Raw genomic sequence first — 24846 nt, 5'->3', positions numbered from 1 at the left:
GATTCATGGTCTAGCCTAATATGCTTTCCGCTAAGCATATAGGTGGTTTCACCTATGGGAGAAAACGGCGGCAGACGCTTTCGCATAGCGAATTTCAAACTGACTCACTCCCGCGCAGGCTCAAGCCTCGTTGCGGCTAGGCCGTTGAGCCAGCCAGATGCTGCCGATGACGAAAACGACGCCGGCGATCTGCGGCAAGGTCAGCGTCTGACCCAGGAATACCCATCCAAGCAGCACGGCGGTCACCGGGCTGAGGAAAAGCAGCGATGACACCACCGAAGATTCGAGTCGCGCAATGCCCCGGAACCAGAGGACATAGGTCAGCGCCGCGCCGATCAGCCCTAGCCACACCAGCCCGAGCAGGTTGGCCGCGGTCGGGAACGGGATGGGTGGTTCGAAAAGCAGGACCACCGGAACGAGAAGGAGACCACCGGCAGTCAGTTGCCATGCCGTAAAGGCGAGCAGCGATGCAGGCGGCTGCCACTTGCGGCTCAACACGCTGCCGAAGGCCATTGAGGCCGCCCCGGCGAGGCCGGCGGCAACGCCGACCGCATCGAGCGTCGCGTTCGGGGTCAGCACCAGCAATGCAACACCGGCGATCCCGACGAGGGCGGCGACAATCGCCAACCGGCGGACAGGGCTGGCAAGCAGGGCAGCAGCGAGGAAAATTACAATCAATGGCTGGACCGACAGCACGGTCGCCGCGACCCCGCCCGGAAGCCGGTAGGCGGCGACAAACAACATGCTCAGGAAGATCGAGATGTTGAGGGCTCCGAGGACGAAACTGCGCAGCCACCAGATGCCCGTCGGCAGTTGCCGAACGATCGCGAGCAGCAGCAATCCGGCGGGCAGGGCTCGCAGCATTGCGACCGTCATCGGCGAGAAGTTCGGCAGGAACTGCGTGGTGACGATATAGGTGCTGCCCCATATCGCCGGTGCGATGGCTGTAAGCAGCAGATCGGAACGGTGCGTCTTCAAAAGATTTCCAGAACTTCGGCAAGAGGGCGGCGCGGCTTTTGCGGCCAGTTTCCGGGCGCGGCGCGGCCGACCGCGATGAGCATCACCGGCATTTCATTGCGCGCAAGGCCAAACTCGCGGGCCACGCCTTCGGCATCGAAGCCTGCCATCGGACCGGAGACGAGCCCCAGCGCTTCGGCCGCGAAAATCAGCGTTGCGGCGCCAAGCGTTGCCGAGCGCACGGCTTCGTCGCGGGCCGCTAGAGGATCGGCATATTGGGCGCGGGCGCCCTCCCGCCACCCCGAAGCCATATCCGCCGGCATGAAGCCGGCTTCGACGAACGGACGGAGCCTGGCATCGAGGGCAGCGTGGTCGGGCAGTACGCCGCAGATGATGAAGGTGACGGCTGCCTCCTGCACCTTGGCCTGGCCATGGGCGAGGCTGCGCAATCGTGCCTTTGCCTCCGGCGTCCGCACCGCGATGAACCGCCAATTCTGAAGGTTGTAGGCGCTTGGCGCGCGCGTTGCGAGACGTGCCAGCTCCTCGATCTCGGCGTCCGTCAATTCGTGCGAGGCATCGAACCGATTGGCCGACATGCGCCGCTCGATAAGGGAAATTGCGGGGTTGGTCATCATGTCATTCCGAAACTGAGAAAGTCGTTCGGGAAGCAGATAGAGAATTTACCAAGGAGCGATAATATGCAACAATTGCAAGACATTATTTACTGGAAGAGAATGGTGCGATGGATCGCCTGACGGCGTTGCAGGTTTTCCGCCAGGTGGCGGAACTGAACAGCTTTGCCGAAGCTGGACGGCGGCTCGGTCTCTCTCCTCCCGCGGTCAGCAAGAACATCGCCGAACTGGAGGCGCATCTGGGGGTGCGGCTCATCAACCGGACAACGCGGCGCATGGCGCTGACCGAAGAGGGCAGGATCTACCTGGAGCATGTCACGCAGGGGCTCGATGCGCTGGCCAGGGCCGACCAGGTGCTCGGCCCGATCAAGACGGCGCCGAGCGGCACGTTGCGGGTCAGCGCGCCGATGACTGTCACATTGACGCGGCTTTCGGCTGCCATTCCCGCGTTTCTATCGCGCTATCCCGATTTGAAGCTCGATCTGCATCTTGACGACAGGCGCGTCGATATCGTGCGGGAGGGATTTGACCTGGCCATTCGCGGCAGCGACAATCTCGAGGATTCCAGTTTGGTCGCGAGAAAGCTTGCGGTCATGCCGCACGTGCTTTGCGCAGCTCCGTCCTACTTCGAGGAGCATGGCCGGCCCAAGACGCCTGCCGATTTGAAGGCGGCCAATTGCATCCGGTTCAGCCTCTCGGGGCATGCGGACATATGGGAATTCCGCAAGGACGGCCGCGCCGAGCGGATCGCCATCGACGGACGATACAGGGTTTCTTCAAGCCTTGCCGTGCGCGATGCGCTGCGTGCCGGCTTCGGCGTCAGCCTGATCCCTTATCCCTATGTCGAGAGCGACCTGAAAGCAGGCCGGCTGCAATCGGCTCTGGATGACTGGGAAAAGGTCGAAACCACGCTCTACGCGGTCTATCCGGCACGGCAGCATCTTGCCCCGAAAATCCGTGTCTTCCTTGATTTCCTGATCGAGGAATTCAGTCGGGACAAAGAGAAGCCGTTCGTGCCGTCCCAGCGTGAACGCTCGGCAAAGCGCGGTGTCGGCGAGGCGACGGATGCGGAAAATCAAGCTGAGATATTGCCGGCGATTTCATCTCCTTGACACGCCTCCAAATCCGGACTTTGTGGAGCTATGCAGGACGCGAAGCCGAATAAGGGAAAGATAGCGGCCGAGGCGTTCGCCGAACGCACGAGCGGTATTCGCCGGGCCGATGCGGCGCGCATACCGGGGTCGAGCGTTCACGCGTCGCTCGCCAACGAAATCGGACTGAGGATCGTGCGCGGCGATTATCCGCCAGGAACCATCCTGCCCAACGAAGCCAAATGGTCCGAGACGTTCGACGTCAGCCGCTCGGCGGTGCGCGAAGCCATAAAAATGCTGATGGCGAAGAGCCTGCTGTCGTCACGTCCCAAAATCGGCAGCTGGGTCGAGCCTAAGGAGCGCTGGAACCTGCTCGATCGCGATGTGCTGGCCTGGTACGCGACCTCGCCGGATCGTGAGGTGTTCCTCAGGACCGTGCAGGAGTTCCGCCACATCATCGAGCCGGAAGCCAGCGCCTTTGCCGCCATGCGGCGCACCGACGAGCAGATGGCCGAGATCAGCCAGGCCTGCCGCGAGATGGGCGAGGCGACCAACCTGCAGGAGCGGACGCGCGCCGACACGCGTTTTCATCTCGCCATCCTGCGCGCCTCGGGCAACGATCTGCTGGTGCCGCTCGGCGTGCTGATCGAATCGGCATTCGATCATCTATTTGCTTATACCACGCGGGAACTCGACGATTTGCAGCATGCGCAGAGGCTGCATGAGGCAATCGAGAAGAGCATCCGCCTGCAGCGGCCGGACGCGGCGCGCAATGCGGTGCGCAAGCTGCTGGCCAATACCGACAGCGTCATCAAGTCCAGATAGCGCCGTTCGGCTACAGGTGGAGTGCTCAGTCGAAGGGTGCGGTCGCGAGATGCCGCCGGGTCAGCCCGATCAGCAGCGCCTGGTCGCGGGCGGCGTGTTCGGCTGGGTTGACGACGGCATCGCCATTGACGATCGCTGCCCAGAAGCCACGCATCTCTTCGACGAAGGCTTCGGCGTAACCGGCACGCAAATCTTTCTTCGACAGCGTGTGACCGTCCGAGGTCGTCACCGTCAGCCGGGTCGGCTGATGGTTGAGCCAGGGCGAGGGGAATTCGAGCTCCAGGCTGGCATCGTCGAAGAACAGCGTGATCCGCTCCTTGTACTCGGCGAGCTTGGGTACGGCGAGGTGGGTCATGGTCCACAGCGCTTGCCCGTCCAGCAGCTTGACGGCGCCCTGGCCGCCGTCGCCATCGGCAAAGATCTGCGCGCCGACGACCTCGCCGTCCGGCACGCCGAGCGCATCGAGCAGGCCATGGACGGCATTGACATCGTGAATCAAGGCCGAGCTGTAAGCGCCGGTAAATCCACGGAAAGCGAGATCGGTCAGATGCACGCCGACGGCCTCTTCGACCTGGCGCTTCTGCTTGGCGGCGACAGTGGCGATCATGTCTTTTGGGATATCGGTACCGCGCCTGTAGGGCTGATGGGCGATGAACGGCCAGGCGTCGGGATCGTTTACCTCCACCGAGACCGCGCGCAGCGTGCTCGATGTTCCGGGCAGCGAACCGAGCGCCAGCCGGTAATTCGGATCGAAGCGCTTCATATAGCCGACCTGAACGATTTTCCTGGCGGCATCGCGCGCGGCAACGATCTCCAGGATTTCCGCCAGCGAATAGCAGAGCGGCTTTTCGCAAAAGACATGCAGGCCAACCGCCAGCGCCGCCAGCACCTGTTCGTGATGTAGCGGGTCCGGCGAGCCGATCACCACCGCGTGGAGGCGTTGGTCGAAGAGCTGGTCGATCGTTTCGAAATTGGCAATGCCATGGGTGTCGGTGACGAACTGCCGCGAAATCTTCGAGGGATCGGCGACGCCGACGACCTCGAACAATTCACCGAGGCGCAGCAGATTGGGGATATGCTCTACCTGCGAGATCATGCCGGCGCCGACGACCCCGACGCGTATCCTGCTCATTGGATCATTCCCCGCAATGTCCGATTGTCAGCTCAAGGCGCCGCAGGCGGCCGGTTGCCGATCTGGGCGAGCAGGCCGGCAATCTCCGCCTCGACGGCTTTCAGATCCTCGCCGCCCGACATGATCGAGATGACCTCGTCGCGCGAAATCTCGGACTTGGCGTAGGTGCCGCGATTGCGGCCGCGGTTGAGCAGCGTGAAGGTGTCGCCGACCGGATAGGCATGGTGGATGTTGTGGCTGATGAAGATCACGGCCAAACCCCGCATGCGTGCTTCGATGATGAACTTCAGCACCATCGCCGCCTGGTGGACGCCGAGTGCGGACGTCGGCTCGTCGAGGATCAGCACGCGCGCGCCAAAATGCACGGCGCGGGCGATCGCCACCGACTGGCGCTCGCCGCCCGACAGCGTGCCGACGGCCTGCGTCGGATCGCGCACGTCGATGCCGATATCGGCCATCGCCTGCCTGGCGATGGTGTTGGCGCGCTCCTTGTCGATGCGCGAGAAGGGCAGGCTGCTTTTGGTCGGCTCGCGGCCGAGGAAGAAGTTACGGGTGATCGACATCAGCGAGATCATGCCGAGGTCCTGGAACACCGTTGCCACGCCGAGCTCCTGCGCGTCGCGCGGGCTGCGGAAAGTGACCGGCTTGCCGTCGACCAGGATTTCGCCCTTGCTCGGCCGATAGACGCCGGACAGGACCTTGATCAGCGTCGACTTGCCGGCGCCGTTATCGCCGAGCAGGCAGTGGACCTCGCCCGGATAGACCTTGATGTCGATGTTCTGGAGGGCGCGCACCGAGCCGAAATTGACGCTGACGCCGCGCAGTTCCATTGCTGGTTCGGTCATTTGGGCCGGTTCGGTCATTTGGGCCGGTTCGGTCATTTGCCACCTCCGCGGCCGAGCGCCTTCAGCCTGATGTAGTTGTTGACCAGCACGGCCATCAGGATGACGATGCCGAGGAAGACCTTGAACCAGTCGGTGTCGATGCCGGTGTAGAAGATGCCCATCTGCACCAGCCCGAAGATCAGCGCGCCGAACAGCACGCCATAGACGGTGCCGTAGCCGCCGGTGAGCAGCACGCCGCCGATGACGGCGGCGATGATCGCCTCGAATTCCTTGAGCAGGCCGCGCGTGGTGTCGGCGGAGCCCGCCTCCATCACCTGGATGGTGGCAAGCAGCGTCGCCGCGCAGGCGGTGTAGACGAACAGGCTGATCTTGACGCGATCGACCGGCACGCCGACGTTGCGGGCTGCAATCAGGTCGCCGCCGGTGGCGAAGATCCAGTTGCCGTATTTCGTCTGGGTAAGCACGTAGCCGGCCAGCGCCGTCAGGCCAAGCCACCAGACGATCGACATCGGAATGCCGGCGACGAAGGGAATGCCGTCGCTGCGGGTGGCGATCCAGCCTTGCGCGCCCATCCAGCGGAACAGGCCGGTGAGCAGATGGCCGTTGAAAACGCCGGCCGTCGCCGGGTCCGGCGCGCCTTCGAGTATGTAGGGGATCTGGGTGCGGCCGGTGACGGCGCGGGTGATGCCGATCGACAATCCGCGCAGGATATAGAGCGTGGCGAGCGTGACGATGAAGGAGGGCAGGCGCGTCTTCACCACGATCAGGCCATTGAGATAGCCGGTGAGGATGGCAACGGCGAAGGCGCAGGCGATGCCGCCCCATAGCGGCAGGCCCCAGTACTTCACCGTCAGCCCGATGACGACACCGGCAAAGCCGACCATGGAGCCGACCGAAAGATCGAACTCGCCGGCGATGATGAGGAGTGCTGCCGCGGTGGCGACGATGCCGAGCTCCGCCGACAGCGTCAGGAAAGTCATCGATCCCTGCAGCGAATAGAGGTTTGCCGCGCCCGGCAGCAGCGCAAAGATGATGATCGTCGCAAGCAGCCCACCGGCGGCACCGGCTTCCGGCCGGCGCAGCCACTGGGTCAGCTTGCCGGTGCTGGCCAGCCGCTCGTCGGCGCCGGCGGCCCGCTTCGACGTCATCCCGAAGCGGTCGGTCGCCTTCAGTTCGCCCGGAGGTATCGCCTTGTCTTCCACGACCGCCATTAGGCTCTCCAATCGCTCAATTCGCAATCTTCGAACGCATCGGGAGAGCGCTTGGCGCATTCTCCCGTTCCGTCGGAGCGCTTGCCTAGCGGATGCCCTCTTTGGCGAGCGCCAGGATCGCCTTGGCTTTTTCCGGCGAGTCTATGAACAGCGGTCCGGTATAGGCGTTGTTCTGCGGCCAGAAGCCGTGCGTTGCCTGCTCGACCAGATAGATCACCGGCAAATAGCCCATCAGATATTGCTGGGCGTCCATGCCGAAGCCCATTTCGCCGGCGACGACAGAATCGAGGACCTCCGGGCTGATGTCGAACGTGTAGAGCTTGAGCTTGCCGAACAGTTCCTTGTCGCGGAACATCGGGATCAGCGGATTGGCGGCGGTGGCGCCAAGCGCAAAGACCGCCTGTGTATCCGGATGCGCCGACAGATAGGCCTCGGTACGGCGCTGGACGTCGGCGGGATCCGGCGCCACGGCCAGAACCTCGGTGCCGCCGCCGGAGGGCTTCAGCCCGTCATTGAGGCCCTGGCAGCGCTGGTCGAGGCTGACATTGCCGACCTCGTGGTTGATGCAGACGACCTTGAGCGTGCCTTCCTTGGCCAGCCGCTCGCCGGCCTTCTTGCCGGAATCATATTCGGAAACGGTGCCGACATAGAGCGTCGTGCCGAGCTCGGCGCCTTCCTTCTCGCCGGAATCCAGAACCACCATGGGAATATTGGCGGCAAGCCCGGATTTGACCGATTTGCCGAGCGCATTGGCGTCGGCGATGGAGACGGCGATGCCGTCCGGCTTGGTGGCGATGGCGGCGTCCAGAAGCCGGGCCTGCTCGACCACGTCGAAGACCTGCGGCGCGTAATATTCGACCTTGGCGCCGGTAAGGGCGGCCGCGTCATCGACGCCGCGCTTGACCACCGACCAATAGGGATCGGACGCCGACCCATGCACTACGAAGGTGATGCGGACGTCCTTCGGATCCTTCAGGCCCGCGGCATGCGCAATGCCTGTCACCAGGCCCGCCGAGACGAAGGCGCCCAATGCCACTTTCAGAAGAGTTTTCATCTTATTCTCCCATTTATCGTTGCAGTTCCAATCCCTCTGGCGCCGTTTTCCGGCCGCGACGATCGGCTCACGTTGCGGATCGGGTGGCCGCTTTGCGGGCCTTTGCCGACGCCAATCGCTGTTCGCCCGCGTTGTTGCCGCGGGCTGTTGTTGATAATCGCCCGGCCGAGAGTGCTGCGCGAAGCTCCTCGCGCAACGGCTTCATGCCGATGACGTCGATCGGCTGTGCGGCGAGCCAGTCGCGAAAGCCCTGGTCGCGGAACAGCTCGTACTCTTCGGTGCGGATATAGGCGGAGCGCGGCTCGATCAGCTCGAGTTCACCGGGCGCGTTGCAATGCAGGCAAAAGAAGGTCAGGCCCTCGCGCACACCCTCGATGAGCGCTTTGTAAGCCGGCTCGATCGGCCTGGAACGCGGCCGGCCCCAGGTCGTCTGGATGGCGGCGTCGAAAATGGCAAAGCCGCCGGCACGGGCCAGCGCCACGCCGCGCTGGAACGCCTCCTCGGTGACGCCGACCAGATTGTCGTTGGGGGAATAGGCGGACAGGGTCTTGGTCAGCAGCACGGGCAGCTGATATTCGAGCCCGAGTTTGATGTAGATGTCGCAAAATTCCGGCGACAATGCCGCGCCCATATGGGCGTCGAGATGGGTGACGTCGATGCCGGCGCGATAGGCGGTGTCGATCTGGGCGCGAAGCTCGGCCTCGACCGCCTGCGGCACCGCCTTGCGGCGCGTGGTCGCCACATCCGGCCAGAAGAAGCCGAACTCGTCGGTCAAGCCGGCCGCCCGCGACGGCGCGGTCAACGGCCGCCATTTGTAGTGCTGTTTCTCGCTGTTCAGCGTCAGGTGAACGCCAAGGTCAAGGCCAGGGTTGGCGGCGGCGCTTTCGGCCATTTCGAGGAACCACGGGCATGGCACCATCACCGCGCCGGAACTGCAGACGCCCAGCCCGCTCAATTCGAGGAAGGCGCTGTTGGCGCCGTGGCACATGCCGACATCGTCCTCGTGGAGCACGATCCGTTTGCTGGAGCCGGCGGCGTTCACGACCGGCCGCCTTCCCGCCGGCGCGCCGGTTTCGAGGGTCTTCCAAAGTGTGTCCCGTATTTCATGGAACCAACCGTTTGCCCAACTGGCCGGAATGGAACGCCGAAACCTGCCGTTCCGACAGGGCCACTTTGGCGAATTCGGATGGGTACGATTTGCCTGCCGGCTGAGACACTTAGCTGCCGATTCCCCAATCACGGTTCAAAACCAGTCATAGGAACCGTCTTTCGGGCGCAGATGGCTTGGTCGAATAGCGGCGGAGTGGTTCTTTCAAACTGTGCCGACAAGCCTACAGCTGTCCACACCATCAAGCGACCACATTATCAAGTGACCCACACTGTCAAGTGACTGGAGGCCTGTCATGTACACCGCCGGCGAAGAGGAAATCGAAGCCATTGCCAGGGTGATCCGCTCGGGCGCGCTGTTTCGTTACGGCAAGGACAGCGAATGCGACCGCTTCGAGGCCCGCTATGCGCAGCATCTTGGCGTCGAGCATTTCGCGCTGGCCGCCAGCGGCACCTATGGGCTCGCCGCCGGCCTGATCGGCCTCGGCATCGGCCCGGGGGACGAGGTGCTGGTGCCGGCGCACACCTATATGGCGACAGCGACCGCGGTGCTGTCGGTAGGGGCCATTCCCGTCATCGTCGACATCGACGAGAGCCTGACCATCGATCCCATCGCCTTGCGCGATGCCATCGGGCCGCGCACCAGGGCGGTCATCCCGGTGCATATGTGGGGCGCGGCCTGCAACATGAATGCGATCATGGACATTGCTGCCAAGCGCGGCTTGCTGGTGCTGGAGGATGTCTGCCAAGGCATCGGCGGCGGCTATGAGGGCCGCAAGCTCGGCTCGATCGGCCATGCCGGCGCTTATTCCTTCAACTACTTCAAGAACATGACCTCGGGCGAGGGCGGCGGCATCGCCACCAGCGACCCGAAAGTGGCGGAGCGGGCGCGCTGCGCCATCGACCCTTGCCATTTCTACTGGCAGGGCAGAAGCGACAGCATCAAACCCTTCGCCGGCATCGGCGCGCGTGCTTCCGAATTGATGGGGGCGATGCTCAACGTCCAACTCGACCGGCTGGACGGCATCATCGAGGCGATGCGGGCCGAGAAGAAGACGGTGCTGGCCGGTACCCGCCACCTTAGCAATCTTGGGCTGACGCCGTCACCGATGAACAGCGCGGAAGACGATTGTGCCGCACAGGTGATGTACCTGCTGCCGAGCGAGCAGGCGGCGCAGACTTTTTCGAAGACCATTCCCAGCGTCGTCGCCGGCAAGACCGGCCGTCACAATTTCACCCAGTGGGACCAGGTGCTGATGCATGAAGGCGCGCATCATCCGGCGCTCAATCCTTACGCACTGCCCGAGAACCAGGGCCTGCGGCTGGATTATTCCGACGACCTCGGCAAGCGCTCGCTCGACATCCTCAACCGCACCGTGATGGTCGCCATGAACCCAGCGCACAGCGATACCGACATTCAGGACATGATCCACAACATCGACGCGGCGGCGCGGGTGGCGCTGGAGAATGCTTCGCTCGATGATATCGAATTGCGCAAGGCGGCACCGGTTGATCTGCAGAAGTTCGACAGTGTGAACTAGACCAGATCCGACGCGGTTTGCTACCCTGCGGCCGAGTTCCTTGTCCGGCGGCCGGGCGAGGATTCCGGTCGGCATTACCGGTCGTCAAAAATCCGCAGGCCCGTGTCGGATAGGCCGGGCTCCGCTCGTCCTAGGGGGCACCGATCACCAACAGGGAGGATTAACGATATGCCCGGCACCGTACGGCTGCACCGCGTTCTGACAACCAGCCCGGAGAAAGTTTACCGCGCGTTCCTCGAAGCGGACGCACTTGCCAAATGGCTTCCGCCGAACGGCTTCACCTGCACGGTTCATCACTTCGAGGCGAAAGTCGGCGGTACGTTCAAAATGTCCTTCCGCAACTTCACCACCGGCGACAGCCACTCGTTCGGCGGCGAATATGTCGAGCTCGTGCCCAATGAGCAACTGCGTTACACCGACCGGTTCGACGACCCCAACCTGGCCGGCGAGATCGAGGTGACCGTGACATTGAAGAAAGTGTCGGTCGGCACCGAAGTGAATATCACGCAGGCAGGTATTCCAGACGCCATCCCGGTTGAGGCCTGCTATCTCGGCTGGCAGGAGTCGCTGCGAAATCTGGCGAAGCTCGTTGAACCCGAGATCAACCAGTAAGATAAAGCGCTGCCCTGGCGGGTTGGCGTCGCTAACCGGAAACCCAGGGATGACGCCGTTCTTCCCACCCAACATGCGCCGGGGCCGGAAAGGCGGGATCGGCGAAGCAGCCGACCGCGACGGCGATCCATTCAGGCTTTCGCTCGGGCTCCCAGAAGACGCTCGAGCCGCAGCCCGGGCAGAAATGGAAAATGACGTGATGGCCGCTCCGAGCCGATCGCCTGTAGGTACTGGCGTCGCCTTCGGCTTCTACCTTGTCGCGCGCAAAGAAGGCGGCGACGCCGTATGTGCTGCCGGTCCGTTTCTGGCAGTCGAGGCAGTGGCACTGTGCGACCAGCTGCGGCTCTCCGTTACAGGAGATCCTCAGTTGCCCACAGGCACAGGATGCGGTTCTCATGGCAATCCTCATGGTTCAGATGAATGCGTGCCCGCCGTACCGGCGGTGGGCATGCTTCTGGTTTTCGGGGTGGTTCGGCCTTGGGAAGCGCGCTTTGCGCGAACGCCGAAAAACAAGGACCGACGCCCCATCTTCCTAATCACTGCGGGCGATTGACTCAACCCCGCGGTGAACGAGATGGAGAGCCGGCTCTAGCTTCTGTCCAATCTTAGAAACGCGGCGCGCAGCGCCAGCACGGCGCGCAGGATCTGGCGTTCGTCCATCGCTGCATAGCCGAGCAACAGGCCGTGCTCGGGTTCTGTGGAATGGTAGTTGATCGAGATGCCCTGGACGTCGAGCCCTTCCTTGACGGCCGCGGCAACCACGTCGCTGTCCTTATAGGGCCTGACGAAGCTCGCCAGCAGCTGCATGCCGGAATCGTTTTCCGTGACGGTCAGCCATTCGGCCAGATGCTCCTGGCATAGCTTGACGAAGTTCGCCTGCCGGCGCGCATAGAGCCGGCGCATGCGTTTGAGATGCGTGGCGAAATAGCCCTGGGTGATGAAGTCGTTGACCGTTGCCTGCAGGATCAGCGGCGCGAACTGACCGGTGATGCTCACCGCCCGGTCGAAGGGCACCGACAATTCGCGCGGCACGATCAGATAACCGATGCGCAGCGCCGGGATCAGCGTCTTGCCGAAGCTGCCGATATAGACGACGCGGTCGGCATGATCGAGCCCGCGCAGCGCCGGCACCGGCCGGCCGCGGAACCGGTATTCGCCGTCATAGTCATCCTCGACGATCCAGGCGCCGTTGCGTTCGGCGATGTCGAGCAACTGCAATCGCTCCTCGATGCGCATGATGGTGCCGAACGGCCACTGGCAGGATGGCGTCACATAGATCAGCCGCGGCGGCGGCAGCTCCGGATCGGCAAGATGCCAGCCGCGCCGGTCGACCTTCAACGGTGCCAGCCTGGCGCCGCTGGCGAGAAAGGCGCTCTTGGCGCCGAGATAGCCGGGCTCCTCCATCCAGACATGGTCGCCTTCGTCCATCAGCACGCGCGAGACGAGATCGAGTGCTGCTTGCGCACCGGTGACGATGATCACCTGGTCGGCGGTGCAGCTGATGCCGCGCGACAGGCCGATGGTCGAGGCAATGGCCTGACGCAGGCCGGGGTGGCCGGCAAAGGAGAGATAACCAAGCAGGCTCTCGTCGCGGCTGCGTGCATTGCGCACCAGAAGGCTTGACCAGATGGTGAACGGAAACGATGCCGTTTCAGGCACGCCCGGATGGAAATTGATGACGCCGGCATTACGCGGCGGTTGCGGGCCGTTGACGATGGTCTGACCGCGCCGCGACAGCTTTTGCGGCGCTGCCAGTCCGGCGCGCAGGGATGCCAAGGGGCGGTTCTGCTGGATCGGCGCCACCCAGGTGCCCGATCCGGCACGCGCCTCGATAAAACCTTCGGCAAGGAGCTGGTCATAGGCGGCGATGACCGTGTTGCGCCCGACCTTCAGATCTTCGGCCAGCGAGCGCGTCGACGGCAGCAGCGTGTTCTGCGGGATCTGGCCGTCAAGGATGAAGCGTCGCAAGGCGCCGTAGATCTGACGATGCATCGGTTCTTCCGAAGCACGGTCGACCGACATGATGTCGAGGGAAAGGCGCATGTGGTCGGCCACGGCACTATCCCCCGACGGACCGGGCGGCGCGGGCGATCTTTTCCTCGTTGAGCCGGCAGACAGTGTCGAGCACCAGTCGCCTGGTTTCGGGGCGGATCTCGCGGCTGTTCTTCAGCGCGCGATGCACGGTGGCGGCGCCAAGTTCCGCCTTCTCGGCAATCTCCCGGATGGTGCAAAGCCGTTCCATGCCAAGCGCAGCTTCGAAAGCCATGTCGCTCCTCCTCGGTTGCATCAAGGCACGGCTTCCGGCCGGCCTCAAGCTTGAAAGTCGGGGTTTTAATCCAGAGCCGGGATTCTGCGATCCGCGCCGCGCAGGGAGCAAGGCGGCGCGGATCGCCGGGCGCTTTCGCGTCGCTAACCCCATCGAGGCGCGCGCCCATTATGTTCCTCCGGCTCGCAATGCGGGCCGGTCAGCCTGCCTTCCGAGTCGCCACTTCGAAGCCGGCCTCGCGGGCGGTGGCGAGCAGCGAGAAATAGCCTTTGCTGGCATAGGTCAGCGGATGCGCCTTGGCCGGATCCTGCTCGGCTTCGACAACGAGCCAGCCTTCATAGCCGCGCGCAGCGAGGGGTTTCAGCAATGACAGGAAATCGACCGAGCCGTCGCCGGGCACGGTAAAAATGCCGTCCATTACCGCCGCCATGAAGCTCATGTCCTCGCGGCGTGCCCGTTCCAGCACCGCCCTGCGAACGTCCTTGCAATGGAAATGCACGATACGGTCGAGATGCCGTTGCAGCAGCGATTGCGGGTCGCCGCCCGAAAACAGGCAGTGGCCGGTATCGAACAAAAGGCCGACGCTTCGGCCCGTCGCCGCCATCAGCCTGTCGACTTCATCGTCCGTCTCGACGATGGTGCCCATGTGGTGGTGGAAGGCCATGCCGACCCCGAATGCAGCCATGCGGTCGGCGAGGGCGGTCAGTTTCTTGCCATAGGACGGCCAGTCCCTGTCGGCGAGGCGCGGACGCTCGGAGATCGGTGCGAAAATGCCGTCATGGCGACCTCGCGAGGTGTCGGCGTAGACGACGATCCTGGCGCCAAGGTCGCGCAACAGCTGAAGATGTGGGGTGATCGCCGCGAATTCCTCGTCGACCGTGCGGTCGAGAATGCGGCCATCATACCAGCCGGAAACGAGTTCCAGGCCATAGGAAGACAGGAGCGGCCCAAGCACTTCAGCCTGGCGCGGAAATTTGCCGCCGAGTTCGGTGCCGCGGTAGCCGGCCAGCGCCGTTTCCGACAGGCAAGTCTCCAAGGACGTATCCCCGCCAAGCGCCGGAACGTCGTCATTGCTCCAGGTGATGGGATTGATGCCGATCTTGACCGTCATGACGCCAGGCTTTTGCGGGCTTGGGAAGACAAGCCGAGCCTGCAGACTGGCGACAAAGAGGCCCTGTCACTAGGTCCAGTTCAGCCGAATTTGGCAGAACCAATTAATGGTGACCGATTCTAGTCTTCCTTTGGGCGGCCAAAAAGGACGCGCAGTTCATCCTTTGCGTCCTCCAGCACTTCCTTCTGCGCCGCCGGCAGGTTCTTGCCGGCGCGGTTGATGTAGAAATTCAGCATCGACATGGCGGATTGAAACGGCCCTGCCTTGCGTCGGTCGCTGTGCTCGGCCGATCGCTTCAACGAGGCGGCGATTTTCCTTGGATCGTGGGATTCGAAGATATGTTCCTCGAGGTCCAGCGCGTCACTGTGCTCGGTGACGTCGGCGGACCATTTCCGTTGCGCGGTCATGGCAAACTCCTTCCACTAGGTCGTTGCCGGAAAACGCCTTATGGCGCACCCCTGTTCCACTTCGGCCCGAATCGCTGGAGCCACGGATTTGCCTGTCGTGGCGCTGCTCGGCGATGCGAATGCGCCGATAGTGGTCAGAACCGCCGATTCAAGAACTGCGGACAGGAAACGCTCTTGACCCCAATCGTCTCAAGCCAGGCAGGAAGTTCCGGCATCGACAGTGCCTATGCCTGGATACGGCTCGGCGTCTCGATGCTGCTGGCAACGATCGGCGGGGTCGGCATGTGGGCGGTGGTCGTGGTGCTGCCTGCCGTGCAGGCAGAATTCGGCGTCGATCGCGCCGCTGCCTCGATGCCCTACACCGCGACCATGATCGGCTTTGCCGCGGGCAATGTGCTGTTCGGCCGCGCCATCGACCGCATGGGGTATTGGATCCCGGCGCTGATTGCCGCGATTACACTTGGCGCCGGCTTCATGCTGGCGTCGTTGACCAGTTCGATCCTGCAGTTCACCCTCGTCCAGGGCCTGTTGATCGGCGTCGGCTCGTCGGCGATCTTCGGCCCTTTGATCGCCGATATCTCGCATTGGTTTAACCGTCGCCGCGGCGTCGCGGTGACGGCTGCCGCGTCCGGCAACTATCTCGCCGGAGCGATCTGGCCGACGGCGATGCCCTATGTCATGCAGACCGAAGGCTGGCGCTTCACCTATGCCGCGATCGGCGTCGTCTGCCTGGTCACCATGGTGCCCTTGATCCTGCTGCTCCGGCGCGGCGCACCGCCCCAGGCGGCTCCGGGATCGCCGGGCAGCCGCGTGGTCCAGCCGATCTCCCTGTCGCCGGCGGCCTTGCAGGCGCTGCTCATCGTGGCCGGGCTCGGCTGCTGCGTGGCGATGTCGATGCCGCAAGTCCATATCGTCGCCTATTGCATGGATCTCGGCTACGGCGTGGCGCATGGCGCCGATATGCTGTCGATCATGCTGGCGGCGGGCGTCGTCAGCCGGCTTGGCTCGGGTTTCCTTGCCGATCGCATCGGCGGCGTGAAAACCCTGCTGATCGGCTCGGTGCTGCAATGCCTGTCGCTGTTGTTCTATATCCCGTTCGACGGGCTTGCCTCGCTTTATGTCGTCTCGCTGGTCTTCGGCCTGTCGCAAGGCGGCATCGTGCCCTGTTATGCGATCATCGTGCGCGAATATATGCCAGCCAAGGAGGCTGGCCAGCGCGTCGGCATCGTCATGATGGCGACCATTTTCGGCATGGCGATCGGCGGCTGGATGTCGGGCTGGATCTACGATCTGACCGGTTCTTATGCCGCCGCGTTCCTCAACGGCATTGCCTGGAACCTGCTGAATATTTTGGCCATGCTGCTGCTGCTGTGGAAGGCCCGGCGCAGCGCTGCTGTGGCGGCCTGAAGCACAGCGGTACGGATACAGTCTCTCCGGCCGTCGCTTGACAACAGCCGAAGGCTGCGCGACGCCAGACAAGGTGTGGCAACGGGCCAGTTTGGCATGGCAGCAGTTTCAAAAACGCTGAACATCGTTTCACGGTCGCGTGTGGGCGGTTGCCCGGCGTCCGGACGAGTACGGTGATCAAGCCGCGCTCGCGCCGCGGCGGCGGCCGCCCGACCATCGCCGATGTCGCCCGCAAGGCCGGCGTCGGCGCCATTACCGTATCGCGCGCCCTGCGTGAGCCGGGGCGTGTCTCGGAAGATCTGCGCCGCCAGATCGAGTCGGCCGTGAACGAGCTCGGCTATGTGCCCGACCCGAATGCGCGGGCGCTGGCTTCGGCGCGCGCCGAGGTCTTTGGCGTTCTGGTGCCGTCGCTTACCAACAACGTCTTTGCCGAAGTGGTGCGCGGCATCTACGACAGCCTGTCGGACGGCCCTTTCCGGATTCAGCTCGGCAACACCCACTATTCCGGCCTCGAGGAAGAGCGGCTGCTGCAGGTGTTTGGCCCGCAACGCCCAGCGGCGCTGATCGTGGCCGGCATCGACCAGACGCCGGCGTCGCGAAAACTGCTGGAAACGGCAGGCTGTCCGGTGGTGCAGGTGATGGAGACCGGGCCCGATCCGGTCGACATGATGGTCGGCTTCTCGCATTTCGAGGGCGGCAAGGCGGCTGCGGAACATCTGATCGAGGCAGGCTATCGCCGGATCGGCTTCATCGGTGCGCGCATGGATCCGCGTTCGCAGCGGCGGCTTGCCGGCTATCGCGCGGCGATGGAGGCGGCCGGCCTGTTCGATCCGAGGCTCACCACCACGACGCCGGTGCCCTCCAGCGTCACCCTCGGCCGCGAATTGTTCCGCGACGCGCTGGCCAAGGTGCCGAGCCTCGATGGGGTGTTCTGTAACAATGACGATATCGCCCTTGGCGTGCTGTTCGAATGCCACCGCGCTTCGATCGCCGTGCCGAAGACGATCGGTATCGTTGGCTTCAACGATCTCGACATGATGGAGGTGGCCTTTCCGTCGGTCACCAGCGTTCGGACCTACCGCTACGAGATCGGCCGGCGGGCGGTCGCCATGGCGCTTGCGGCGATCGAAGGCAACAGGCCAGAGCAGCGGGTCGTCGACCTTGGCTTCGAACTCAAGCGACGTGAGAGCACGGCGCGCTGAAGCGAGCTTCGACGCAATGGCGCTTTACACTACGTCATGGTAGCGCTACCAGTTATCGCCGGGCGATACTTCGCCCCGACGATGGGAGGCTGTTTATTATACATAAGCGACAGCTCATGCTTGTTTATTATGTATAATATGATAGTTTTTGTGGGACTAGCCGGGCAGCAAAGGAGGGGATCGGGTCGGCATTCGGCCACCTGAACGCGCGACGGGTACGGCGGGAGGTGCCGGGCCGGAAACGCGCAAATTCATCGGCGTAACAACAAACAAAACTGCAACTGGGAGGAATATCGATGATCAAGTCACTCGTTGGCGGTATCGTTGCCGCCACTGCTTTCGTCATGCTGAGCTCGTCGGCGATCGCCGATCCTGAAATCGTCAAGGGGCCATCGGCCGAGCCTGACTGCTTCGCGCCCTGGTCGGCCGATACGCAGTTCTTCAAGTTCCCCAAGAAAGACGGCCCGTACCGCATCGCTCTGGCCAACGGCTATATCGCCAACACTTGGCGCATCCAGATGGTGCAGACGGCAAAGGCCTATGCAGCGCAGCCGGACGTCGCGGCCAAGCTCAAGGAATTCAAGGTGGTCTCGACCGGCGAAGACGTGCCGGCCCAGATTTCGGCGATCAACAATTTCATCGATTCCGGCTATGACGCGATTGTCGTCAACGCCCAGAACCCGACCGCATTCGGTCCTGTCATCAAGCGGGCCAAGGAAGCCGGCGTGGTGCTGGTCGCCTTCGACAACATCCTCGACACCAAGGATGCCATCAACGTCAATGTCGACCAGAAAGGCCTTGGCGAATTGTGGGCCAACTGGCTGGTCAAGCACGTGCCGAACGGCGGCAAGGTGCTGGAAGTGCGCGGCGTCGCCGGCACGTCCGTCGACACCGATCGCCATAACGGCATCCACGAGGTTCTCGACGCTTCCGGCAAGAAATGGGATGTCACCGAGGTCGTCGGCAAGTGGGATGACGGCGTTGCGCAAAAGGCTACGGCCGATGCCATTGCCACCAACGGCCCCTTCGACGGCATTACCGGACAGGGCGGCGATACCGGCATCGTGCAGGCGATGATCGATGCCAAGCATCCGTTCGTGCCGTTCGGCGGCGAGACGGAGAACGGCTTCCGCAAATTCTGCGCCAAGTTCGCCGCTGACGGCCTGAAATGCTCGTCGGCCGGCACCGGCCCGGCTCAGGTCGCGGTTGCCATCAAGACGGCGATTGCAGCACTTGAAGGCCAGGTCGTGCCGCAAGCGGTCAAGCTGCCGCTGGCGATCGTCGAGGATCCGAACTTCAAGGCAGGCCAGGATTTCTTCCCCGACCAATCCGACAACTTCTTCGTCGGCAATTCCTTCCCGACCTGCGGCATCAATTTCACGGCGCAGGAAATCATGGGCCAGAGCAAGGAAAACCAGTAAACTCCGACAGCCCGACGCCGCGGGAATCCCGCGGCGTCGGCGCTCGACATCCTGATTGCCAAGCGCCTGGGGAGGGCCGATGGACGGTGCGGTTCCGCTCTTCCGCATGGAAGGCATATCCAAGCGCTATGGCGGCGTGCGGGCGCTGGAGAAGGCCGAACTGTCGGTCACTCCAGGCAGCATCCACGCCATTCTCGGCGAGAACGGCGCCGGCAAATCGACGCTGATCAAGGTCATGGCGGGGGTCGTTGCGCCCGACGAGGGCCGCATGATGCTGGACGGAAGCGAAGTTACCTTCGCTTCGCCGGCCGCCGCCAACCAGGCCGGCATCGTCTGCATCTTCCAGGAACTGTCGCTCGTCCCCGAACTCAGCGTTGCCGACAACATCGTCATTTCCGATCCGCCGAAGCGTTTCGGCATGATCGACCGCAAGGCGCAGCGCCGCATCGCCGAAGAAGCCCTTGCTCGCGCCGGCGCCTCCGATATCCATCCGCTGGCGCTGGTCAAGGATCTTCCTCTTTCAAGAAGGCAGATGGTCGAGATCGCCAAGGCACTGGCGCGCAAGCCACGCATCCTGATCCTCGACGAGGCGACCTCGGCGCTGACCGCGGCTGACGTCGCCAGGGTTTTTGCCGTGTTGAAGCGGTTGCGTTCGGAAGGGCTGGCGCTGCTCTACATCTCGCACCGCATGAACGAGATCGCCGAGCTGGCCGACCAGTGCACGGTGTTCCGCAATGGCCGCAATGTCGCCAGCTACGCCGCCGGCACCAAGAGCGACAACGAGGTCGTCGAACTGATGATCGGGCGCGAATACAGCCACATCTTTCCGCCCAAGCCCGCGCGGGCGGCTGCCGCAGCCACGCCGGTTCTCGAGGCGCGCAGCCTGTCCTGGACGGATCGGCTGCACGATGTCTCGCTATCGGTCGGGGCGGGCGAGGTGGTCGGCCTCGGCGGCCTCGACGGCCAGGGTCAGCGCGAATTGCTGCTCGGCTTCTTCGGTGTGCTGCGCGGCCTGTCAGGCCAGATCCTGATCGACGGCAGGCCGGTGCGGATCGCCAGCCCGGCCGCCGCGCGCGATGACCGGATCGGCATGGCGCTGATCCCGGAGGACCGCAAGACGGAAGGGTTGATGCTGCCGATGACGGTGCGCGAAAACCTCTCCTTTGCCGCCCTCGATCGGCTGTCCAGGGCCGGCATCATCGATCGCGCCGCCGAGCAGCGGCTGATCGACGACATGGTCGGTCTCCTGGCGATCAAGACCGCCGGGCTCGACATTCCGGTCGGCGCGCTGTCCGGCGGCAACCAGCAGAAGGTCGTCATCGCCAAATGGCTGATGCGGCAGCCGCGCATCATCCTGCTCAACGACCCGACGCGGGGCATCGATGTCGGCACCAAGCAGGAACTGTACCAGTTGATGCGCAAGCTTGCCGATCAAGGCGCGGCGATCCTCTTCTATTCGACCGATTATGACGAGCTGATCGGCTGCTGCGACCGGGTGCTGGTGCTCTATGACGGCGCGGTCAAGCGTGAACTGGTCGGCGCCGAAATCACCGAGCGGGCCTTGATCGCCAGCGCGCTCAACATTCATGAAGAGATGCCAAGGCAAGGAGCGGACGCGTGAAGGATTGGCGCTACTGGCTTGCCGAACAGCGCGGAACGCTGCTGGCGTTCGGCATCTTCGTCGTCATGTTCGTCATCTACACCTCGAACCATCCGGCGGGCTTCACCGCCAATGTCGTACAGACGGCCTCGAACAAGGGTGTGCTGCTCGCCTTCGTCGCCATGGCGCAAACGCTGGTGGTGATCACCGCCGGTATCGATCTCTCGGTCGGCATGATCTTCACGCTGACCAACTGCCTGGCCTCGTGGCTGGTCGTCGGCACCGGCATCGAGACCGCCTTCGGCGTCCTCGCCGTGCTCGGCACCGGGCTGCTGTGCGGGGCAATCAACGGTGCGATCGTCATCTATGGACGCCTGCAGCCGATCGTAGCCACCATCGCCACCGGCGCGGTCTATTTCGGCATCGCGCTGCTGCTTCGGCCGTTTCCCGGCGGCTCGGTCAATGAAGGGCTCGCCGATGCGCTGACCGGTCGCCTGTTTGGTTTTGTGCCGGCGAGTCTGGTGACGCTGCTGGCGGTCGTGCTCGTGGTCTGGGTGCCGTTCAGCCGGTCGGTGCTAGGCCGCGCCGCTTATGCAGCCGGCTCCTCGGAGATGGCGGCCTACATGTCCGGCGTGCCGATCCGGCGTGGAAAGTTCGCCGCCTATGCGCTTGCCGGTCTGCTTGCCGCGATCGGCGGGCTGTTCCTGACGTTCTTCACCTATACCGGCGATGCGGCCTATGCCAGCGGCAACGCCTATACGCTGTTTTCGATCGCCGCGGTCGTGCTTGGCGGCGTGTCGCTGTTCGGCGGCAAGGGCAGCGCCATCGGCGCGATCTTCGGCGCGCTTGCCTTCCGCACCATCGGCGACCTGCTGTTCGTCTTCGATTTCGATCCGCTCTGGCAGCCCCTGTTCCAGGGCGTCATTCTGCTGATCGCGGTCAGCCTCGGCGCGTTCGCCCTGTTTCGGGTCCGCAACCGGCTGGAGTGGTTCCTGTGAGCGAAACGATTGTGAGTGGTCTCGCCGGCCGCATGCCGAAATTCCTCCGCCGCGCCGACCCGGCGGTGCTGACGGCGTTCGCCTGTATCGTGCTGCTGCTGTTCCTCGGCAGCCTCTATTCGCGCAGCTTCCTGTCGCCTGAATACCTTTTGCAGCAGCTCAAGGTGGCGTCGTTTCTCGGCGTCATCGCGACCGGCATGATGCTGGTCATCCTGCTCGGCCAGATCGACCTGTCGGTGCCCTGGTCGGTGGCGGCCGGCGCGATGATGGCCTGCGCCGCGGCCGCATACGGTACCGTCGGCGTGGCGCTTGCCATTCCGTTCGGCATCTTCTGCGGTGTTCTGATCGGCATCGTCAACGGCATCGGCGTCGCCTATCTGCGCATTCCCTCGATGATCATCACGCTTGCCACCAACGCCGTCGCGCAGGGGCTGATGGTGGTCTACACGGGCGGTTTCTCGCCGCAGGATTCGGCGACCGGTGCGATGCGCTATCTGGCGACCGGCTTTGCCGTTCCTGCCGTGCCCAACGCCGTCCTCATCTGGGCGCTGATCGGCGCCGCAATGGTGTTCGTGCTGACCCGCACCGGCTTCGGCCGCACCGTTTACGGCATCGGCAATCGCGAGCGTGCCGCCTATCTTTCCGGCATCGATACAAGGCGCGTGGTGATGATCGCCTTTGCGGTTTCGGGCGGGCTCTCCGCCTTCGGCGGCGTGCTGTTGGCCGGCTATGCCTCCAAGGCGGCACAGTCGATGGGCGATGCCTATCTGCTGCCGTCGATCGCCGCGGTGGTGCTCGGCGGCACCTCGATCCTCGGCGGGCGCGGCTCCTATCTCGGCACTGTCGCCGGGGTAATCCTGATCACCCTCTTGCAGTCCATTCTCTCTGTCATGCAGATGCCGGAGGCGGGACGGCAGATCATCTACGGCGTCGTCATCGTCGCCATGCTGCTGCTCTATGGCCGCGCGCCGGCAAGCCGCTGACCTGCATGACCGGTAAAGACGTGGCATATAAGCCGGCGAGCACTGTTCGAACGATACCCGCCATCGTGGTGATGGGCGTTGCCGGCTGCGGCAAGTCGGTCGTCGGCGAAGCGCTTGCAGCGGCATTGGGCGCCCTCTTTATCGAAGGCGACAGGCTGCATCCGCCCGAAAACGTCGCGCGCATGGCGAGCGGCCAGCCGCTCACCGACGCGCTGCGCGAGGGCTGGCTCGACGCGATCGGCCTGCGGATGGCCGCGTCGGTCGCAAGCGGGCAAGGTGTGGTCGCCGCCTGCTCGGCGCTGAAGCGCAGCTACCGCGATCGCCTGCGCGGCTTTTGCCCGGATATCGTTTTCGTTTACCTGGAGATCGACCCGGCAACAGCAAAACAGCGCGTCGGCAATCGCAAGGGTCATTTCATGCCGGCAAGCCTGGTCGACAGCCAGTTCGCCACGCTCGAGGCGCCAGCGGCGGACGAGGCGGCGATAACCTTGGATGGCACGCGTCCGGTCGCCGACACCGTCGCGACTGCCTTGAGCCTGCTCGCGCGCTAGATTTGCGACGTCAGTTCGACTGGGAAATCGTCATTGTCGGCGTCGCGCATGGCCGCGAGGCTGCGGTTGTCCAGCACCTCGGCGATCGCCTGCCGGACCTCCAGCATCATGTGCCGAACCTGGCAGATCGCCTCGTCGCAATCCTCGCAGCGCTGGTATTGCGTGCGGCTGGCGCAGGGGATCGGCGCCAGCGGCCCGTCGAGGACACGCACGACATGGCCGATCTTGATCTCGGAAGCCGGCCGGGCAAGGCGGTAACCGCCTTCCTTGCCCTTGCGGCTCTGGACGAAGCCGGCGTTACGCAACTCGCCCAGGATGGCATCCAGGAATTTCTTGGGGATGTTATTGGCGACCGCAATGTCGTTGACGAATGCGAGCTGGCCGACCGGCAGGCCCGACAGATGCACGAGGGCCTTGAGGCCGTATTTGCCTTTTTTGGTAAGCATGCCCCGAGTCAACCCATGAAGCCCCAACCACCCGCGTCTGGCGGCTGTTTGTGTGCAAATCATGACGGTTTGATCACGCGAAGCCGTTCGCGAAAACAAGCCGTCCGTTCTCACGGTAGGCACAAACGCGTTGATTCTTTGTAACGTTTTGGACGGAATGCGCCCGGAAAGTGCCAGAAATCACCGTTCGCGGCGCGAAAGCAAAGAAGCCGGCAAAGCCGGCTTCTGTCAAAGTTGGAAGATCGCCTCAGCGGCTGCCATAAGTCTGGTCGAGCAGGCCGCCCGCTGCAAAGTGCTCGGCCTGGACCTTGGCCCAGCCGCCGAAGACGTCCTCCACCGTCAGCAGGCGGACGTCGGGAAACTCAGCCTTGTATTTGGCGGCGACCGCCGCGTCCCGGGCCCGCAGGCCGTTGCGGGCGGCGATGTCCTGGCCCTCCGGCGTATAGAGGAAGTCGAGATAGGTCTTGGCGAGATCGCGCGTGCCATGCTCGTCTGCAACGGTGTCGACGATCGCCACCGGAAATTCCGCCAACAGGCTGACCGAAGGCGTTACCTGCTCGAACTTGTCCTCGCCATACTCCTTGCGGACGCCGCGCGTTTCCGACTCGAAGGTGATGAGTACGTCGCCGATTTCGCGCTGCACGAAAGTGGTGGTCGCGGCGCGCCCGCCGCTGTCGAAAACCGGCACGTTGTTGAACAGCTTGGTGACGAACTCCTTCACCTTGGCGTCGTCGTCCTTGAAAGCTTCCTTGGCGTAGGCGGTGGCCGCAAGATAGGTGTAGCGCGCATTGCCCGAGGTTTTCGGATTGGGGAAGATCACCTGCACGTCGTCGCGCACGAGATCGCTCCAATCCTTGATGTGCTTCGGATTGCCGGCGCGCACCAGGAAGGAGGGCAGCGAATAGAAAGGCGAGGCGTTGTCGGGAAAGTCCTTCTGCCAGTCGGCGGAGATGAGGCCCTTCTTGACTAGGAAGTCGATGTCGATGACCTGGTTGAAGGTGACGACGTCGGCGCCGAGGCCTTCGGCGATGGCACGCGCCTGCGCCGAAGTTCCGGCATGCGACTGATCGATGGTCACACTGGGGTGCCCGGCGACGAACGCTTTGTTGACCTGCGCAAACAGTTCGCGGCCGACATCGTAAGAGGCGTTCAGCAATCTGTCGGCCGACCAGGCTTGGGAGGATGCGAGGAAGAGGCCGGCCAATGTGGCGACGCCAAGCAAAAATCGCTTCATGAAACAGGGCTCCAATGCGGTACGCTTATTGCCGGACCATAGCGGCAAGGCATCTTGCGCGACGAGGCACGCAGAGCGGCCCCTCGACATTATCGCGAGAAAAAGTAGTCCCGTTGTGGGCGATTTCTAGTTTTTTCTTTCAAGAAGGGTCTTCCGCGCAGCTTGGAAGGGGTGCCGGCGTGGTTCGCGTGCACGAAGATTCCCGGCCGGCTA

At 63.6% G+C, this 24846-nt stretch carries 25 protein-coding genes; 11 read left to right on the top strand and 14 right to left on the bottom strand.

Annotation, left to right across the window (positions count from 1 at the left end; translation table 11 throughout):
- Positions 1-120 precede the first annotated feature (120 nt).
- On the bottom strand, positions 121-978 hold the full coding sequence (locus tag NKI67_RS23595; RefSeq protein WP_352647068.1) for an EamA family transporter: 858 nt from the start codon (positions 976-978) through the stop codon (positions 121-123).
- Positions 975-1589, bottom strand: coding sequence for a nitroreductase family protein (locus NKI67_RS23590; protein WP_352647066.1), 615 nt, complete (start codon positions 1587-1589; stop codon positions 975-977). Before NKI67_RS23590 ends, NKI67_RS23595 begins: the two co-directional genes overlap by 4 nt.
- 110 nt (positions 1590-1699) lie before the next feature.
- Between NKI67_RS23590 and NKI67_RS23585 the strand changes: the two genes are divergently transcribed.
- The gene (locus tag NKI67_RS23585; protein ID WP_352647063.1) at positions 1700-2701 is read left to right on the top strand and encodes a LysR family transcriptional regulator; all 1002 of its coding nucleotides are present in this window, start codon (positions 1700-1702) and stop codon (positions 2699-2701) included.
- A gap of 30 nt (positions 2702-2731) precedes the next feature.
- A complete protein-coding gene (locus NKI67_RS23580; RefSeq protein ID WP_352647061.1) occupies positions 2732-3505 on the top strand; it encodes a FadR/GntR family transcriptional regulator in 774 nt (257 codons plus the stop codon).
- Positions 3506-3530: 25 nt separating this feature from the next.
- Here the strand turns inward: NKI67_RS23580 and NKI67_RS23575 are convergent, their stop codons facing one another.
- From NKI67_RS23575 to NKI67_RS23555, 5 genes are all read right to left on the bottom strand, one after another.
- Positions 3531-4637, bottom strand: a complete 1107-nt coding sequence (locus NKI67_RS23575; protein WP_352647059.1) for a Gfo/Idh/MocA family protein — start codon at positions 4635-4637, stop codon at positions 3531-3533.
- A 32-nt stretch (positions 4638-4669) separates the two neighbouring features.
- The gene (locus NKI67_RS23570; protein WP_352647081.1) at positions 4670-5482 is read right to left on the bottom strand and encodes an ATP-binding cassette domain-containing protein; all 813 of its coding nucleotides are present in this window, start codon (positions 5480-5482) and stop codon (positions 4670-4672) included.
- A gap of 32 nt (positions 5483-5514) precedes the next feature.
- Positions 5515-6630 carry an ABC transporter permease gene (locus NKI67_RS23565; RefSeq protein ID WP_352647079.1) on the bottom strand — a complete coding sequence of 372 codons (1116 nt, stop codon included), beginning with the start codon at positions 6628-6630 and terminating at the stop codon, positions 5515-5517.
- Between the two features lie 148 nt (positions 6631-6778).
- Positions 6779-7747: a rhizopine catabolism ABC transporter substrate-binding protein gene (locus NKI67_RS23560; protein WP_352647056.1), complete on the bottom strand. Its 969-nt coding sequence runs from the start codon at positions 7745-7747 to the stop codon at positions 6779-6781.
- A 67-nt stretch (positions 7748-7814) separates the two neighbouring features.
- Positions 7815-8789 carry a polysaccharide deacetylase family protein gene (locus NKI67_RS23555; RefSeq protein ID WP_352647053.1) on the bottom strand — a complete coding sequence of 325 codons (975 nt, stop codon included), beginning with the start codon at positions 8787-8789 and terminating at the stop codon, positions 7815-7817.
- A 361-nt stretch (positions 8790-9150) separates the two neighbouring features.
- Here NKI67_RS23555 and NKI67_RS23550 point away from each other — a divergent pair, with 361 nt between their 5' ends.
- Both NKI67_RS23550 and NKI67_RS23545 read left to right on the top strand, forming a co-directional pair.
- Positions 9151-10395, top strand: a complete 1245-nt coding sequence (locus tag NKI67_RS23550) for a DegT/DnrJ/EryC1/StrS family aminotransferase (protein WP_352647051.1) — start codon at positions 9151-9153, stop codon at positions 10393-10395.
- Positions 10396-10563: 168 nt separating this feature from the next.
- Entirely contained in the window at positions 10564-11007 is a 444-nt protein-coding gene (locus tag NKI67_RS23545; protein WP_023675820.1) for an SRPBCC family protein, read from the top strand.
- A gap of 31 nt (positions 11008-11038) precedes the next feature.
- On the opposite strand, the gene NKI67_RS23540 is transcribed toward NKI67_RS23545, so the two are convergent.
- From NKI67_RS23540 to NKI67_RS23520, 5 genes are all read right to left on the bottom strand, one after another.
- Positions 11039-11404 carry a GFA family protein gene (locus NKI67_RS23540; protein WP_031211544.1) on the bottom strand — a complete coding sequence of 122 codons (366 nt, stop codon included), beginning with the start codon at positions 11402-11404 and terminating at the stop codon, positions 11039-11041.
- 191 nt (positions 11405-11595) lie between these two features.
- The gene (gene mocR / locus NKI67_RS23535) at positions 11596-13062 is read right to left on the bottom strand and encodes a rhizopine catabolism transcriptional regulator MocR (protein ID WP_245274662.1); all 1467 of its coding nucleotides are present in this window, start codon (positions 13060-13062) and stop codon (positions 11596-11598) included.
- Positions 13063-13066: 4 nt separating this feature from the next.
- Positions 13067-13273 (bottom strand): LacI family DNA-binding transcriptional regulator, encoded by a 207-nt coding sequence (locus NKI67_RS23530; protein WP_023675823.1) that lies wholly within the window; start codon positions 13271-13273, stop codon positions 13067-13069.
- Positions 13274-13472: 199 nt separating this feature from the next.
- On the bottom strand, positions 13473-14384 hold the full coding sequence (gene iolE, locus NKI67_RS23525; protein WP_352505532.1) for a myo-inosose-2 dehydratase: 912 nt from the start codon (positions 14382-14384) through the stop codon (positions 13473-13475).
- Positions 14385-14503: 119 nt separating this feature from the next.
- Positions 14504-14791 carry a DUF3175 domain-containing protein gene (locus tag NKI67_RS23520; RefSeq protein WP_352505533.1) on the bottom strand — a complete coding sequence of 96 codons (288 nt, stop codon included), beginning with the start codon at positions 14789-14791 and terminating at the stop codon, positions 14504-14506.
- Positions 14792-14965: 174 nt separating this feature from the next.
- On the opposite strand from NKI67_RS23520, the gene NKI67_RS23515 reads away from it, so the two are divergent.
- From NKI67_RS23515 to NKI67_RS23485, 7 genes are all read left to right on the top strand, one after another.
- Positions 14966-16198 carry an MFS transporter gene (locus NKI67_RS23515; protein WP_352647049.1) on the top strand — a complete coding sequence of 411 codons (1233 nt, stop codon included), beginning with the start codon at positions 14966-14968 and terminating at the stop codon, positions 16196-16198.
- A 173-nt stretch (positions 16199-16371) separates the two neighbouring features.
- Positions 16372-17400: an HTH-type transcriptional regulator GntR gene (gntR, locus tag NKI67_RS23510; protein WP_352571764.1), complete on the top strand. Its 1029-nt coding sequence runs from the start codon at positions 16372-16374 to the stop codon at positions 17398-17400.
- Between the two features lie 296 nt (positions 17401-17696).
- Positions 17697-18821 carry a sugar ABC transporter substrate-binding protein gene (locus NKI67_RS23505; RefSeq protein ID WP_352571765.1) on the top strand — a complete coding sequence of 375 codons (1125 nt, stop codon included), beginning with the start codon at positions 17697-17699 and terminating at the stop codon, positions 18819-18821.
- Positions 18822-18900: 79 nt separating this feature from the next.
- Complete coding sequence (locus NKI67_RS23500) at positions 18901-20442, top strand: sugar ABC transporter ATP-binding protein (protein WP_352647047.1); 1542 nt, start codon at positions 18901-18903, stop codon at positions 20440-20442.
- The gene (locus NKI67_RS23495; protein WP_023675830.1) at positions 20439-21419 is read left to right on the top strand and encodes an ABC transporter permease; all 981 of its coding nucleotides are present in this window, start codon (positions 20439-20441) and stop codon (positions 21417-21419) included. The genes NKI67_RS23500 and NKI67_RS23495 overlap by 4 nt, the downstream gene beginning before the upstream one ends.
- Entirely contained in the window at positions 21416-22402 is a 987-nt protein-coding gene (locus tag NKI67_RS23490; RefSeq protein ID WP_352647045.1) for an ABC transporter permease, read from the top strand. Before NKI67_RS23495 ends, NKI67_RS23490 begins: the two co-directional genes overlap by 4 nt.
- A gap of 71 nt (positions 22403-22473) precedes the next feature.
- A complete protein-coding gene (locus NKI67_RS23485) occupies positions 22474-22953 on the top strand; it encodes a gluconokinase (RefSeq protein WP_352571768.1) in 480 nt (159 codons plus the stop codon).
- Here the strand turns inward: NKI67_RS23485 and NKI67_RS23480 are convergent.
- Positions 22950-23399, bottom strand: coding sequence for an RrF2 family transcriptional regulator (locus tag NKI67_RS23480; protein WP_352571769.1), 450 nt, complete (start codon positions 23397-23399; stop codon positions 22950-22952). The genes NKI67_RS23485 and NKI67_RS23480 overlap by 4 nt on opposite strands.
- A gap of 247 nt (positions 23400-23646) precedes the next feature.
- The gene (locus NKI67_RS23475) at positions 23647-24633 is read right to left on the bottom strand and encodes a sulfate ABC transporter substrate-binding protein (RefSeq protein WP_352571770.1); all 987 of its coding nucleotides are present in this window, start codon (positions 24631-24633) and stop codon (positions 23647-23649) included.
- Positions 24634-24846: the final 213 nt, after the last annotated feature.

The sequence above is a fragment of the Mesorhizobium sp. M0408 genome (assembly GCF_040321495.1).
GTDB lineage: Bacteria > Pseudomonadota > Alphaproteobacteria > Rhizobiales > Rhizobiaceae > Mesorhizobium.
This window is presented reverse-complemented; position numbering and strand designations above follow the sequence as displayed.

Bases quoted from the DNA above. Each gene is read 5' to 3' on its own strand.
- NKI67_RS23480 (WP_352571769.1), bottom strand. From the start codon at position 23,399: ATGCTTACCAAAAAAGGCAAATACGGCCTCAAGGCCCTCGTGCATCTG.
- NKI67_RS23565 (WP_352647079.1), bottom strand. From the start codon at position 6,630: ATGACGTCGAAGCGGGCCGCCGGCGCCGACGAGCGGCTGGCCAGCACC.
- NKI67_RS23500 (WP_352647047.1), top strand. From the start codon at position 18,901: ATGGACGGTGCGGTTCCGCTCTTCCGCATGGAAGGCATATCCAAGCGC.
- NKI67_RS23590 (WP_352647066.1), bottom strand. From the start codon at position 1,589: ATGACCAACCCCGCAATTTCCCTTATCGAGCGGCGCATGTCGGCCAAT.
- NKI67_RS23585 (WP_352647063.1), top strand. From the start codon at position 1,700: ATGGATCGCCTGACGGCGTTGCAGGTTTTCCGCCAGGTGGCGGAACTG.
- NKI67_RS23575 (WP_352647059.1), bottom strand. From the start codon at position 4,637: ATGAGCAGGATACGCGTCGGGGTCGTCGGCGCCGGCATGATCTCGCAG.
- NKI67_RS23550 (WP_352647051.1), top strand. From the start codon at position 9,151: ATGTACACCGCCGGCGAAGAGGAAATCGAAGCCATTGCCAGGGTGATC.
- NKI67_RS23485 (WP_352571768.1), top strand. From the start codon at position 22,474: ATGGGCGTTGCCGGCTGCGGCAAGTCGGTCGTCGGCGAAGCGCTTGCA.
- NKI67_RS23475 (WP_352571770.1), bottom strand. From the start codon at position 24,633: ATGAAGCGATTTTTGCTTGGCGTCGCCACATTGGCCGGCCTCTTCCTC.
- iolE (WP_352505532.1), bottom strand. From the start codon at position 14,384: ATGACGGTCAAGATCGGCATCAATCCCATCACCTGGAGCAATGACGAC.
- NKI67_RS23560 (WP_352647056.1), bottom strand. From the start codon at position 7,747: ATGAAAACTCTTCTGAAAGTGGCATTGGGCGCCTTCGTCTCGGCGGGC.
- NKI67_RS23505 (WP_352571765.1), top strand. From the start codon at position 17,697: ATGATCAAGTCACTCGTTGGCGGTATCGTTGCCGCCACTGCTTTCGTC.
- NKI67_RS23520 (WP_352505533.1), bottom strand. From the start codon at position 14,791: ATGACCGCGCAACGGAAATGGTCCGCCGACGTCACCGAGCACAGTGAC.
- NKI67_RS23540 (WP_031211544.1), bottom strand. From the start codon at position 11,404: ATGAGAACCGCATCCTGTGCCTGTGGGCAACTGAGGATCTCCTGTAAC.
- NKI67_RS23580 (WP_352647061.1), top strand. From the start codon at position 2,732: ATGCAGGACGCGAAGCCGAATAAGGGAAAGATAGCGGCCGAGGCGTTC.
- NKI67_RS23570 (WP_352647081.1), bottom strand. From the start codon at position 5,482: ATGACCGAACCAGCAATGGAACTGCGCGGCGTCAGCGTCAATTTCGGC.
- NKI67_RS23545 (WP_023675820.1), top strand. From the start codon at position 10,564: ATGCCCGGCACCGTACGGCTGCACCGCGTTCTGACAACCAGCCCGGAG.
- NKI67_RS23530 (WP_023675823.1), bottom strand. From the start codon at position 13,273: ATGGCTTTCGAAGCTGCGCTTGGCATGGAACGGCTTTGCACCATCCGG.